Source organism: Arabiibacter massiliensis, assembly GCF_902386925.1.
GTDB classification, from domain to species: Bacteria; Actinomycetota; Coriobacteriia; order Coriobacteriales; family Eggerthellaceae; genus Arabiibacter; species Arabiibacter massiliensis.
Map to the genome: position 1 here is coordinate 2,966,772 of NZ_LR698996.1, position 13,670 is coordinate 2,980,441.

Genomic DNA, 13,670 nt, shown 5'->3' on the forward strand with positions numbered 1-13,670 from the left:
TGGCAATTACCCCGTCCCTCTGTCACGAAGGGGGCGTCACGCCGTCACGCCACAGCCTCCTATGGTAGAATTCCCTACACTATATATAGTAAGGAAAGAGAGATCGATGCTGTCCCCTGAAGAACAACTGCACACCATCGCCTCCGGCGCGGCGCAGATCGTGCCCGAGGCCGCCCTCCTCGAGAAGCTCAAGCGCGGCGAGCCCCTGAACATCAAGCTCGGCGTGGACCCCACGGCCCCCGACATTCACCTCGGGCATGCCGTGCCGCTGCGCAAGCTGCGCCAGTTCCAGGACCTCGGCCACGGCGTCACGCTCATCATCGGCGACGGCACCGCGCTCATCGGCGACCCGTCCGGCCGCAACTCAACGCGCCCGCAGCTCACGAGCGAGCAGATCAAGGCGAACGCGCAGACCTACGTCGACCAGGCCTTCAAGATCCTCGATCCCGCCAAGACCACGCTGCGCTACAACTCGGAATGGCTGCTGTCCCTCAACATGGAGGGGCTGCTGAAGGTGGCCAGCAACTTCACCGTGGCCCGCATCCTCGAGCGCGACGACTTCCACAACCGCTACGCCAACAACCAGTCCATCAGCCTGCACGAGTTCCTCTACCCGGTCATGCAGGCCTACGACTCGGTGGTCATCAAGGCCGACGTGGAGTTGGGCGGCACCGACCAGCTGTTCAACCTGCTGGCCGGTCGCGAGCTCATGGAGAAGATGGGCATGGAGCCGCAGGTGTGCCTCACGCTTCCCCTGCTCGAAGGCACCGACGGCGTGCAGAAGATGTCGAAGAGCTACGGCAACTACATCGGCCTCACCGACGAGCCGGCCGACATGTTCGGCAAGGTCATGTCCATCCCCGATGAGCTCATGGTGAAGTACCACCGCCTGGCCTCCACGCTGTCGGTGGACGAGATCGACGCCATCGAGAACGGCTTGGCCGCCGACGAGCTGCATCCCAACAAGGTGAAGCGGGCGTTGGCGCGAAACATCGTGGCCGCCTACCACGGCGACGCCGCCGCAGCCGCGGCGGAGGCCGAGTTCGACCGCGTGTTCAAAGAGCACGCCGCGCCCAGCGACATCCCCGACTTCAAGGCCGACCTCACGCCCAACGACGAGGGCAAGGTGTACCTCGCCAAGCTCATCGCCGACGCGGGTCTGGCCGGAAGCGCCGGCGAGGCGCGCCGCCTCATCGACGGCGGTGGTGTGAAGGTGAACGGCGAGGCGCTTCCCGCGAAGTCCTACAACGTGGATCCGGCGCTGCTCGCAGGTGCCACGCTCCAAGTGGGCAAGCGCAAGTTCGTGAGGCTCGTGTAACGTCGGGCCGCATCCGTCAGGCGGCCCGCGCAGGGTCGCCTGACGCCTTTCCGGGCTCGAATCGAAAAGTTTTTGAAATCGTTGCAAGGATCCGCCCCGCTCGCTCGTGTTCAAGGTGAAAGAGCAAACGAACGGATCCTAGGAGGACCACCATGAAGAAGAAGAAGTACATCGCCATCGCGCTTGCCTCGGTGCTCGCGCTTGTCGCCGTGCCGGCGCTCGCGTTCGCTGCGGGCTCCTCGAGCTTCGGGCCGCAGATGGACGGCGCGCGCGTGCAGGAAATGGTGGGCGATACGACGGCCGCGTACGCGAAGGCCGCTGCAGGCGCGTGCATCGGCTACGTGGATGCCGACGGCAACGGCGTGTGCGACTCCTACGAGAACGGCGCCTGCCCCGGCGGCCAGGGCCAGGGCTACGTGGACGCCGACAACGACGGCGTGTGCGACAACTACGGCCAGGGCCAGGGCAACGGTGCGGGCAACGGCAGCGGCCAGGGCTGCGCCGGTTACGTGGATGCCGACGGCAACGGCGTGTGCGACGCGTGCGGCAACGCCTCGGGATCGTGCCCCGGTTACGTGGATGCCGACGGCAACGGCGTGTGCGACAACTACGGCAGCGGCAACGGCTACGGGCAGGGCAACGGATACGGCAACGGCAACGGCATGGGCCACGGACACGGGCGCGGCCACGGCTGCATGAACCGCTGATCACCGGACTTCGAGGGGAACATGCGGGCGGCGGAGGATATCGAAGAGACGATGGAGCGGTGCGCAGATGCCGTCTGGCGCGTCTGCGCACTGTACTTCCGCTCCCACGCCGACGCGCAGGACGCGTTCCAGGATGCCTTCCTCAAGTACGCGCTCGCCGACTCCACGACGTTCAACGACGACGAGCACCGCAAGGCGTGGCTCATCCGCGTGACGGCGAACGTGTGCAAGGACATGCTGAAGGCCTCCTCGCGCAAGGCGGCTCCCCTCGACGAGGCGGGATGCGAGCGCCTCGCCTCAAGCGACCCGGAAGCCCAGCCGGCGTCTTTTTCGAGCGAGGTCGTCGACGCCATGCGCGCGCTCGACGATCCCCCGCGCACCCCGCTCTACCTCTCTTTATATGAAGGATACAGCGCCGTCGAGATAGCCGACATGGTGGAGGCACCCGTCAACACCGTGTACTCATGGCTCGCGCGCGGCAAGAAGCAGCTGAAGGAGGCCCTGTCATGACCGATCTCGAACAGCGCGTCTGCCAGGCCTTCGACGAGGTGGTCGCCCCCGAGTCGGTGAAGCGCGAGACGCTCGCCTACCTCGCCTGCCGCGCGGCCCAGCTCGAATCCGCCGCCCAGGAATCGGCAGAGCCCGTCCCGCCCGCCGCATCCGAGCATCCCGCCCGCCGCCGTTCGGGCGCGTTTCGCGCCTTCACGTTCAGGAAGGCGGTCGCGGCCGCAGCGGCGTGCCTCGTCGTCGCGGCCCTCGGGATCGGCGGCTTCACCGCGTACGCGCAGCCCACGGCGTACGTGGGCATCGACGTCAACCCTTCCGTCGAGCTCTGCGTGAACCGCTTCGGCCTCGTCGTGGAGACGCGCGCGCTCAACGACGACGGCCGCGCCCTTCTCGAGGGCGTGAGCCTCGAGGGCCTCGGGTACGCCGAGGCGCTCGCCGCTCTCACCCAAAGCGATGCCTTCGCCCCCTACGCGCAGGAGGGTTCCTTCGTCGAGATCAACGTGGCGTCGGACGACGAGCGCCAGGCCGAGGAACTCCGTTCCCAGAGCGACGCTTGCCTCAAGCAGCTTCCGTGCCGCGGGTCGTGCCATGCGGTGGACGAGGAGACGTGGCAGGCCGCCAACGCCGCCGGCATGGGCGTCGGACGCTATCGCGCCGCCCTCGAGCTCATGGAGCTCGATCCCGAGGTGACGCTCGAGGAATGCGAAACGATGTCCATGCGCGAGCTGCGCGACCGCATCGCCGCCGCTTCCGGCGAGCCGTCGTTCGGGCAGGGATCCGGGGGAGGAGCCGGAGCGGGGCACGGCTCCGGCCGAGGCCATGGCGAGGGCCACGGCGCGGGTCGCGGGCGCGGCATGCAGTAGCCCCGCCTTACCCGCTTCTTACGGTGCGCGCGGGCCAACTGCGTGCACCTCTTCACAACTCGCCGCCCCATAAAGGGCGCGACCAGGGCATTCGCGGCTCATGACAAAAAAGATCGTCCTTTTCCAAAATTGACTCTTGCGCTCCGTCCACCTTACGGGTAATATACAAAACCCGCGTTTGAGGAGAGCGCGGCCCGTACCTCGCGAAAAGGGAAGCGATTCCCTGAGAAGTGGACGCGGAAGACGAAAGCCTTCCGAAAAAACCTTCCAAGAATCTGAAAAAAGTTCTTGACGGCGGGGGAACGGAAGGGTAATATATCTCCTTGCGCGTTCGGCTCCGGCCGGCCGCGGAGGGGCCCCGAGGGGCCCCGCGGGAACCTTGAGAACCGGATACTGAGAAGCAAGGAATAAGCCAAGCGAGACGTCGATTTCGATGACGGATCCGCCGGGGCCGCGCCCACCTGAAGGGTATGCGGCGGCCGGCGGGAAAACCAAGATCAGGCGCGGCAGAGATGCCGCATCTCTTTCAACGGAGAGTTTGATCCTGGCTCAGGATGAACGCTGGCGGCGTGCCTAACACATGCAAGTCGAACGATTAAACCATCTTCGGATGGACATAGAGTGGCGAACGGGTGAGTAACACGTGACCAACCTGCCCCTTACTCCGGGACAACCTTGGGAAACCGAGGCTAATACCGGATGCTCCGGGAGCCCCGCATGGGGCGCCCGGGAAAGCCCAGGCGGTAGGGGATGGGGTCGCGGCCCATCAGGTAGACGGCGGGGTAGCGGCCCACCGTGCTGACGACGGGTAGCCGGGTTGAGAGACCGACCGGCCACATTGGGACTGAGATACGGCCCAGACTCCTACGGGAGGCAGCAGTGGGGAATTTTGCGCAATGGGGGCAACCCTGACGCAGCAACGCCGCGTGCGGGATGAAGGCCTTCGGGTTGTAAACCGCTTTCAGCAGGGAAGATAGCGACGGTACCTGCAGAAGAAGCTCCGGCTAACTACGTGCCAGCAGCCGCGGTAATACGTAGGGAGCGAGCGTTATCCGGATTCATTGGGCGTAAAGAGCGCGTAGGCGGCCCCTCAAGCGGAACCTCTAACCTCCGGGCTCAACCCGGAGCCGGGTTCCGAACTGGGGGGCTCGAGTTCGGTAGAGGAGGATGGAATTCCCGGTGTAGCGGTGGAATGCGCAGATATCGGGAAGAACACCGATGGCGAAGGCAGTCCTCTGGGCCGCAACTGACGCTGAGGCGCGAAAGCTGGGGGAGCGAACAGGATTAGATACCCTGGTAGTCCCAGCCGTAAACGATGGATGCTAGGTGTGGGGGGATGCACCCTCCGTGCCGCAGCTAACGCATTAAGCATCCCGCCTGGGGAGTACGGCCGCAAGGCTAAAACTCAAAGGAATTGACGGGGGCCCGCACAAGCAGCGGAGCATGTGGCTTAATTCGAAGCAACGCGAAGAACCTTACCAGGGCTTGACATGCTGGTGAAGCGGCGGAAACGCCGTGGCCGAGAGGAGCCAGCGCAGGTGGTGCATGGCTGTCGTCAGCTCGTGTCGTGAGATGTTGGGTTAAGTCCCGCAACGAGCGCAACCCCTGTCCTGTGTTGCCAGCATTAGGTTGGGGACTCACAGGAGACTGCCGGCGTCAAGCCGGAGGAAGGTGGGGACGACGTCAAGTCATCATGCCCTTTATGCCCTGGGCTGCACACGTGCTACAATGGCCGGTACAACGGGCTGCGACCTGGCGACAGGAAGCGAATCCCTCAAAGCCGGCCCCAGTTCGGATCGGAGGCTGCAACCCGCCTCCGTGAAGTCGGAGTTGCTAGTAATCGCGGATCAGCATGCCGCGGTGAATACGTTCCCGGGCCTTGTACACACCGCCCGTCACACCACCCGAGTCGTCTGCACCCGAAGCCGCCGGCCGAACCCGCAAGGGGCGGAGGCGTCGAAGGTGTGGAGGGTAAGGGGGGTGAAGTCGTAACAAGGTAGCCGTACCGGAAGGTGCGGCTGGATCACCTCCTTTCTAGGGAGACACATGAGTGTCCGACGAGGTCGAGCGAGAAGCTCCCTCGCCTGGAAGAAGACCAATTCTTATGAAAAGCCGCCGTCGACATCGGCAGGCTTGGCCTGCTTGCTCTCTCAGCATCCGGCTCCCGGGGCTCCCGCCCCGGGCGCGGGCGCATAGGCGCCCCGCCGCGCACCTTGACAGTTGCATAGCGTTATCAACGAGAAAACAGATCTATCTCCCCTCCCCTTCGGGGGAGGGGGCATCTGAAACGATCGCGATATCATCGATATGGATATACCCGAGAACATCTGTCCAAGAAGATGTTAAGGGCGCACGGCGGATGCCTTGGCACAGGAAGTCGACGAAGGACGCGGCAAGCTGCGATAAGCTGCGGGGAGGGGCAAACACCCTTTGATCCGCAGGTCTCCGAATGGGGGAACCCGGCTGGGGTCATGCCCAGTCACCCGCATCTGAATAGAATAGGATGCGAGGAGGCAACCCGGGGAACTGAAACATCTAAGTACCCGGAGGAAGAGAAATCAACCGAGATTGCGCGAGTAGCGGCGAGCGAAAGCGCACCAGCCCAAACCCATGCATGTGTAAGCTTGAGGGCGTTGCTGCATGAGGGGTTGTGGGACCGTCTCCTCCATGGGCCTCAGACCATGGACGGGGTTACAAATCCGCGCGGTAGCGGAACGGCCTGGGAAGGCCGGCGGAACAGGGTGAGAGCCCCGTACGTTGAACCGCGCGGACCCCGAGGACGGCACCCGAGTAGCGCCGGGCACGTGAAACCCGGTGCGAAGCAGGGGGGACCACCCTCCAAGGCTGAACACTCTCCTGTGACCGATAGCGAACCAGTACCGTGAGGGAAAGGTGAAAAGCACCCCGAGAGGGGAGTGAAACAGTACCTGAAACCGTGCGCCTACAAGCAGTCGGAGCCCCCCAGCGGGGTGACGGCGTGCCTTTTGTAGAATGAGCCAGCGAGTTGCGGTAAGCGGCGAGGTTAAGGTTTGAACCGAGCCGCAGTGAAAGCGAGCCTTTAAGATGGCGAATGAGTCGCTTGCCGCAGACGCGAAGCCGGGTGAGCTATCCATGGGCAGGCTGAAGCGGGGGTAAGACCCCGTGGAGGGCCGAACCCACTTCGGTTGAAAACGGAGGGGATGACCCGTGGATAGGGGTGAAAGGCCAATCAAACCCGGAGATATCTCGTTCTCCCCGAAATAGCTTTAGGGCTAGCCTCGGACGTTCTCCGACGGCGGTAGAGCACTGGATCGTCGAGGGGGCTTCACCGCCTACCGACGCGAACCAAACTCCGAATGCCGTCGGATCAGAGTCCGGGAGTCAGAGCATGTGGGCTAAGCTGTGTGCTCGAAAGGGAAACAGCCCAGACCGCCCGCTAAGGTCCCTAAATCCATGCTGAGTGGCAAAGGATGTGCGTTTGCCTAGACAACCAGGATGTTGGCTTAGAAGCAGCCATGCATTTAAAGAGTGCGTAACAGCTCACTGGTCAAGTGGACATGCGCCGACAATTCACGGGGCTAAGCATGGTACCGAAGCGGCGGACTAGATTTCTAGTGGTAGGGGAGCTTTCCCCTCGCGGCGAAGCGGAAGGGCGACCGACCGTGGAGCGCGGGGAAGTGAGAATGCTGGCATGAGTAACGAGAGCGGCGCGAGAAACGCCGCCGCCGTAAGCCTAAGGGTTCCTGGGCAAGGCTAATCCTCCCAGGGTCAGTCGGGAGCTAAGGCGAGGCCGAGAGGCGTAGCCGATGCACAACAGGCGGACATTCCTGTACCGCCGATGGAGCGTCATCACCGACGGGGTGACGGAGAAGGGTAGACGGGCGGGGTTCTGGACGTCCCCGTGAAAGCGCGTAGGGCGCGGAGCATGGAAATCAGCTCCGCACATAAGCCCGAGACGCGAGACGAAGGCATCAGCCGAAGCCGTCGAGCCCATGCTTCCGAGAAAAACCTCTAGGGAGCGACATCGGCGCCCGTACCAAAACCGACACAGGTGGGCGGGTAGAGCATACCGAGGCGATCGGGAGAACCATGGTTAAGGAACTCGGCATATTGACTCCGTAACTTCGGGAGAAGGAGTGCCCCTGGCGGTGAAGGACCTCGCGTCCGGAGCGGCCGGGGGTCGCAGCGAAACGGCCCAAGCGACTGTTTATCAAAAACACAGGACTCTGCCAAGCCGCAAGGCGAAGTATAGGGTCTGACGCCTGCCCGGTGCCGGAAGGTTACGTGGATGGGTCAGCGGAAACGCGAAGCTCTGAAACTAAGCCCCGGTAAACGGCGGCCGTAACTATAACGGTCCTAAGGTAGCGAAATTCCTTGTCGGGTAAGTTCCGACCTGCACGAATGGCGTAACGATTTGGGCGCTGTCTCAACCATGGACCCGGTGAAATTGTATTATTCGTGAAGATGCGAATTACCTGCGGAAGGACGGAAAGACCCCGTGAACCTTTACTGCAGCTTGACATTGATCGTTGGCTCGGCGCGTAGAGGATAGGCAGGGGGCCTCGAAGCGGGCGCGCGAGTTCCCGTGGAGCCGGCCTTGGAATACCGCGCTCCTCGTTCCGGCGATCTAACTCCCGGCCGTGATCCGGCGGGAGGACCGTGTCAGGCGGGTAGCTTGACTGGGGCGCTCACCTCCCAAAACGTAACGGAGGCGCGCAAAGGTCCGCTCAGGACGGTTGGCAATCGTCCCGAGAGCGCAAGAGTGTAAGCGGGCTTGACTGCGAGGCCCACAAGCCGAGCAGAGACGAAAGTCGGTTCTAGTGATCCGGCGGCTCAGAGTGGAATGGCCGTCGCTCAACGGATAAAAGGTACTCCGGGGATAACAGGCTGATCTTGCCCAAGAGTCCACATCGACGGCAAGGTTTGGCACCTCGATGTCGGCTCATCGCATCCTGGGGCTGAAGTCGGTCCCAAGGGTATGGCTGTTCGCCATTTAAAGCGGTACGCGAGCTGGGTTCAGAACGTCGTGAGACAGTTCGGTCCCTATCCTCCGCAGGCGCAAGAGGATTGAGGAGGTCTGCCCCTAGTACGAGAGGACCGGGGTGGACGGACCTCTGGTGCAGCAGTTGTCGACCAACGGCACGGCTGCCTAGCTACGTCCGGCACGGATAACCGCTGAAAGCATCTAAGTGGGAAGCCGTCTCCAAGATGAGTCCTCTTTTTGGTAAGGGCCCAGGCAGAACACCTGGTCGATAGGCCGCAGGTGCAAGGCGAGCGATCGCCTCAGCCGAGCGGTACTAATAGCCCGAGCTCTTCTTGGATTCATTCTTTTACATATCGGTCCGTCGCGATCGCTCGTCGAAGCGCTGTGCAACCGCCAGGGTGGCGCGGGGGGACCCGCATCCGCCCGAGCGGCCCAGAGAGGCCGCGGGGGAACGCCCCCCGCGAGCGCGACCATGGAGGCGGGGATCACCCGGTCCCATTCCGAACCCGGAAGTTAAGCCCGCCATCGCCGAAAGTACTGCGGAGTCAGTCCGTGGGAGGATAGGGCGTCGCGCTCGCGGAGGGCGTTTTCTACATGCAACGCCAGGGAGGCCCCCGGCTCGAGAGAGCCCGGGGGCCTTTCGCGCGTTTAGGGGGCTTTCGGGCCCTCATGTTGATTCTGCGGCGCTTCATGGGGGCGTCTGGGGCGAAGGGTATAATAATCCCAGCAGATTTTCTGCATTTCCCCACATGAGTACGGAGGAACGGTCTGGTGAGCGAGAAGACGCAGGGAGCACGGGGCGTTGCCGAAGAGGCGTTCGGCAACGAGCGCAAGTTCAAGGAGCTGGTGGATGCCCTCTCGGGGCCGTCGAGGCGCGATCGCCAGAATGCCGCATCCGCGCTCGCCTTCCTCGCGAAAGACCATCCCGAGCTGCTGGTGCCTCAGGCATCTGCCGTCATCGACGCGCTCAACCGCCCCGAGGCGCAGACGCGGTGGGAATGCCTCGATATCCTGACCGCGCTCGTCGAGAGCGACTCGCGTGCCTGCGACAAGGCGATTCCCGGTGCCGAGACGGCGCTCTTCGACGAGGAGAGCGGCCCGGTGCGCCTCGCCGCCATGCGCTTCCTCTGCAAGCTGGGCTCGACGACCGAGAACCGCTCCGAGCGGACCTGGCCTCTCATCGACGAGGGCATCCAATGCTATCACGGCGACCTCGAATTCCAGGACATGCTGGCAGCGGTCGTGGATTTCTCCACGGGGAAGCTGGCGCCTCGGGTGAAGAGCGAGCTGGCCGCGCGCATGGCGTTCGATGCCTCGAACGGGAGGGGAGCGCTCAAGCGGCGCGCCCAGCAGATCCTCGACAACGTGCAGGCGCAGTAAAAGGGAAGCGAATCGCGGGCCTCGGGCCCGCTTTTTCGGTAGAAGGAGGAGCATGGCACAGCATACCGTGACGCTCATTCCCGGCGACGGCATCGGCATCGAGACGTCCGCTGCCATGCAGCGCGTCGTCGCTGCCGCGGGCGCCGACATCGACTGGGTGGTGGCCGAGGCCGGAGCCGCCTGCATCGAGGAGCAGGGGACGCCGCTGCCGGAATCGACGGTCGAGGCGGTCAGGCGCACGAAGGTGGCCATCAAGGGCCCCATCACCACGCCGGTGGGCACGGGCTTTCGCAGCGTGAACGTGGCGCTTCGCCAGCAGCTCGACCTGTACGCATGCCTGCGCCCCGTGATCTCGCTGCCGGGGGCGGGAGGGCGCTACGACGATGTCGACCTCGTCATCGTGCGCGAGAATTCCGAGGATCTGTACGCGGGCATCGAGTTCGCCGAGGGCTCGGAGGCCGCGCGCAAGCTCATCGAGTTCTGCGAGGCGGAAGGCGCGGGGACCATGCGCCCCGACTCGGGCATCTCCATCAAGCCGGTGTCGATCACCGGGTCGCGGCGCATCGCGCGCTTCGCATTCGACTACGCGGTGAAGCACGGCCGATCGAAGGTGACGGCGGTGCACAAGGCGAATATCATGAAGCACTCCGACGGCCTGTTCCTACGCGTCGCGCGGGAGGTCGCCCAGGAGTACGAGGGGCGCGTCGGCTTCGACGACCGCATCGTCGACGCGTTCTGCATGAACATGGTGGTCGATCCGGCCCAGTTCGACGTCGTGGTGTTCCCGAACCTGTACGGCGACATCTCGAGCGATTTGGCGGCCGGCCTCGTGGGCGGGCTCGGCATCGCGCCGGGCGCGAACATCGGCGAGGAGCATGCGGTGTTCGAGGCCGTGCACGGCTCGGCGCCGGACATCGCCGGGCAGGACAAGGCGAATCCGACGGCGCAGATCCTGTCGGCGGCCATGATGCTCGACCATGTGGGGGAGCCTGAGGCCGCCGCGCGCATCCGCCGCGCCGTGCGTGCCGTGTACGCCGACGGCTCACGTTTGACGGGCGACATCCGCAGGGCCACGGGATCGACGGCGCCTGCGGCGAGCTGCACGGCGTTCACCGACGCGCTTGTGGCTGAACTTGAGAAGACGAACTAGGGGGTATCGATGACGAACGAAGAGAGCCGTTTCGCCGACATGCTCGAGGTGGGCGGCAAGGCCTATACCTATTATCCCGTCTCGACGGTGGCGGGGTCCGATACGCTGCCCTACGCGCTGACGGTGCTGTTGGAGAACGTGCTGCGCAACGTGGCCGACGAAGCGGCGGCCGAGGAGCTGGCGGCGCGCATCGTGAAGGCCGGCAACGCGGGCGAGGTGGGCAGCGAGATAGAGTTCTCGCCGGCGCGCGTGCTGTTCCAGGACTTCACGGGCGTGCCGGTGTTCGTGGACTTCGCGGTGATGCGCGAGGCGTGTGCCGAGCTCGGCGGCGACCCGGCCAAGATCAACCCGCAGATACCGTGCGATCTGGTGATCGACCACTCGGTCATCGCCGACGAGGCGGGATGCGCCGGCGCGCTCGCGCGCAACATGGAGCTGGAATTCTCGCGCAACCGCGAGCGCTACGACTTTCTGAAGTGGGCGCAGCAGTCCTTCGACAACGTGCGCATCGTGCCGCCGGGGGCGGGCATCTGCCACCAGCTGAACATCGAGGAGTTCGCCCACGTGGCGATGACCTCCGACGCGGCGGGCGTGGAGCGCGCCGAGGGCGAGCGGCCCGTGGCGTACTTCGACACGCTCGTGGGCACCGACAGCCACACGCCCACGGCCAACGGCATCGGCGTTCTGGGCTGGGGCGTGGGCGGCATCGAGGCCGAGGCCGCGGCGCTCGGGCAGCCCATCACCACGCTCGTGCCGCGCGTGGTGGGCGTGCGCCTGACCGGCGAGCTGGCCGAGGGAGTGGCGGCCATGGACGTGGCGCTCACGTTCGCGCAGATGCTGCGCGCGAAGGGCGTGGTGGGCTCGTTCGTGGAGTGCTTCGGGCCGGGGCTCGCCAGCCTGAACGCCACGCAGCGCGCCTGCATCTCCAACATGACGCCGGAGTACGGCAGCACGTGCACGCTGTTCCCGGTGGACGAGGCGACGCTCGCCTACCTGCGTCTGACCGGGCGTTCGGCCGAGCAGGTGGCGCTCGTGGAGGCGTACGCGAAGGCCCAGGGCTTCTGGCACGACCCGGAGGCGCCGGCGCGCACGTACGCCGAGGTGATCGAGCTCGATCTGGGTACGGTGGAGCGCTCGCTTGCCGGCCCGTCGCGCCCGCATGACCGCATCCCGCTTGCTGGCGCGCAGGAGCGCTTCCGCGCCGTGTGCGACGAGCGCGGGCTCGACCGCGCGAAGACGGTGGACGTGGAGCTGGGCGGCGAGGCGCACGCGCTTTCGCACGGGGCGCTCGCCATCGCGGCGGTGACCAGCTGCACCACGGCCACCGACCCGCGCATGATGCTGGCCTGCGGCCTGGTGGCCAAGAAGGCCGCGGCGGCAGGGCTCTCTCCCAAGCCGTGGGTGAAGACCGTCCTCGCGCCGGGCAGCAAGGCCACCGAGCTTCTGCTCGAGCGTGCGGGGCTTCTGGACGGCCTGCGCCAACTGGGCTTCTACACCTGCGGGTTCGGCTGCATGAGCTGCATCGGAAACTCGGGCCCCATCGCGGGCGCGCTGCACGACGTGGCCGACGACATCGAGTTGGCGAGCGTGCTTTCCGGCAACCGCAACTTCGAGGGGCGCATCTCGCCCGACGTGTCGCAGAACTACCTGGCCGCGCCGGCCACGGTGGTGGCCTACGCGCTGGCGGGTACGATGGACGTGGATCTGACGCACGACGCGTTGGGCACGGATGCGAATGGCGAGCCGGTGCATCTGGCCGACATCTGGCCGACCGACGCCGAGATCGACGCGCTCGTGGCCTCCTGCGTGAACGAGGAGCTGTACGCGGAGGGCTCGCGCGGGCTCTACGACGGCGACGCCGCGTGGCAGGCGCTCGGCAGCGAGCCCACCGACACGTTCGCCTGGGACGATGCGTCCACCTACGTGCGCCGCGCGCCGTACTTCGACGGCATGGAGCGCGAGCCCATCGCGCCCGCGCCGGTGGAGGGCGCCCGCGCGCTCGCGCGCCTCGGCGACTTCATCACCACCGACCACATCTCGCCGGCTGGCTCCATCGCGGCGGACTCCCCGGCGGCGCGCTATCTGGAGGAGCGCGGCGTGGCGCCATCCGACTTCAACACCTACGGCGCGCGTCGCGGCAACCACGAAGTGATGATGCGCGGCACCTTCGCCAACGTGAAGCTGCAAAACCTGCTGGCCGAGGGGAAGAAGGGCGGCTGGACGCGCGACTTCCTCACGGGCGAGGTGCGGCCGCTGTTCGACGCGGCCATGGGCTACGGGGCCGCGGGCGTGCCGCTGGTGGTGGTGGCCGGCAAGATGTACGGCAGCGGCTCATCGCGCGACTGGGCGGCGAAGGGCCCGGCGCTGCTGGGCATTCGCGCTGCGTTCGCGGAGAGCTTCGAGCGCATCCATCGCTCCAACCTCATCGGCATGGGCATCCTGCCGCTGCAGTTCGCCGAGGGCGAGAGCGCCGAGACGCTCGGGCTCGATGGATCCGAGCGCTACACGGTGGCGCCCATCGACTTCTCGGCGGGGCTGCCCGAGCCGCGCGAGGTGGACGTGACTGCGGAGCGCGCCGACGGCTCGACCGTGGCGTTCAAGGCCGTGGTGCGCGTGGACACCCCCACGGAAGGCGCGTACTACCGCCACGGCGGCATTTTGCCGTACGTGCTGCGAGGCCTTTTGTAAAGAAGAGGTAACGTCGGCGCCCGGTTGCGATGAGCAGCCGGGCGCTTTGCCGTATACTGGGTACTTTAACTATTGGCACGCTTGGGAAGGGATG

At 65.4% G+C, this 13,670-nt stretch carries 7 protein-coding genes and 3 rRNA genes; all 10 read left to right on the forward strand.

Translation table 11 applies throughout. The features are described from left to right. The first annotated feature begins 106 nt into the window (after positions 1 to 106). The 10 genes from tyrS (at position 107) to acnA (ending at position 13,576) form a co-directional block, all read left to right on the forward strand. Positions 107 to 1,318, forward strand: a complete 1,212-nt coding sequence (gene tyrS, locus FX134_RS12715) for a tyrosine--tRNA ligase (protein WP_080802629.1) — start codon at positions 107 to 109, stop codon at positions 1,316 to 1,318. 152 nt (positions 1,319 to 1,470) lie between these two features. After that, positions 1,471 to 2,025: a hypothetical protein gene (locus FX134_RS12720; RefSeq protein WP_143412202.1), complete on the forward strand. Its 555-nt coding sequence runs from the start codon at positions 1,471 to 1,473 to the stop codon at positions 2,023 to 2,025. 21 nt (positions 2,026 to 2,046) lie between these two features. Continuing rightward, the gene (locus FX134_RS12725) at positions 2,047 to 2,535 is read left to right on the forward strand and encodes an RNA polymerase sigma factor (protein WP_080802631.1); all 489 of its coding nucleotides are present in this window, start codon (positions 2,047 to 2,049) and stop codon (positions 2,533 to 2,535) included. Then, positions 2,532 to 3,395, forward strand: a complete 864-nt coding sequence (locus tag FX134_RS12730) for an anti-sigma-I factor RsgI family protein (RefSeq protein WP_080802633.1) — start codon at positions 2,532 to 2,534, stop codon at positions 3,393 to 3,395. Before FX134_RS12725 ends, FX134_RS12730 begins: the two co-directional genes overlap by 4 nt. A gap of 526 nt (positions 3,396 to 3,921) precedes the next feature. After that, positions 3,922 to 5,429 (forward strand): 16S ribosomal RNA (locus tag FX134_RS12735). A gap of 298 nt (positions 5,430 to 5,727) precedes the next feature. Beyond that, positions 5,728 to 8,695 (forward strand): 23S ribosomal RNA (locus tag FX134_RS12740). A 125-nt stretch (positions 8,696 to 8,820) separates the two neighbouring features. Then, positions 8,821 to 8,935, forward strand: a 5S ribosomal RNA gene (rrf, locus tag FX134_RS12745). The 16S, 23S and 5S rRNA genes sit together here, the layout of an rRNA operon. A 194-nt stretch (positions 8,936 to 9,129) precedes the next feature. After that, positions 9,130 to 9,738, forward strand: coding sequence for a hypothetical protein (locus FX134_RS12750; protein ID WP_080802635.1), 609 nt, complete (start codon positions 9,130 to 9,132; stop codon positions 9,736 to 9,738). Between the two features lie 52 nt (positions 9,739 to 9,790). Beyond that, complete coding sequence (locus FX134_RS12755) at positions 9,791 to 10,888, forward strand: isocitrate/isopropylmalate dehydrogenase family protein (protein ID WP_080802638.1); 1,098 nt, start codon at positions 9,791 to 9,793, stop codon at positions 10,886 to 10,888. A 9-nt stretch (positions 10,889 to 10,897) separates the two neighbouring features. Then, entirely contained in the window at positions 10,898 to 13,576 is a 2,679-nt protein-coding gene (gene acnA, locus FX134_RS12760; RefSeq protein WP_080802644.1) for an aconitate hydratase AcnA, read from the forward strand. The last annotated feature ends 94 nt before the right edge of the window (positions 13,577 to 13,670 follow it).

Bases quoted from the DNA above. Each gene is read 5' to 3' on its own strand.
- FX134_RS12730 (WP_080802633.1), top strand. From the start codon at position 2,532: ATGACCGATCTCGAACAGCGCGTCTGCCAGGCCTTCGACGAGGTGGTC.
- acnA (WP_080802644.1), top strand. From the start codon at position 10,898: ATGACGAACGAAGAGAGCCGTTTCGCCGACATGCTCGAGGTGGGCGGC.
- tyrS (WP_080802629.1), top strand. From the start codon at position 107: ATGCTGTCCCCTGAAGAACAACTGCACACCATCGCCTCCGGCGCGGCG.
- FX134_RS12725 (WP_080802631.1), top strand. From the start codon at position 2,047: ATGCGGGCGGCGGAGGATATCGAAGAGACGATGGAGCGGTGCGCAGAT.
- FX134_RS12720 (WP_143412202.1), top strand. From the start codon at position 1,471: ATGAAGAAGAAGAAGTACATCGCCATCGCGCTTGCCTCGGTGCTCGCG.
- FX134_RS12755 (WP_080802638.1), top strand. From the start codon at position 9,791: ATGGCACAGCATACCGTGACGCTCATTCCCGGCGACGGCATCGGCATC.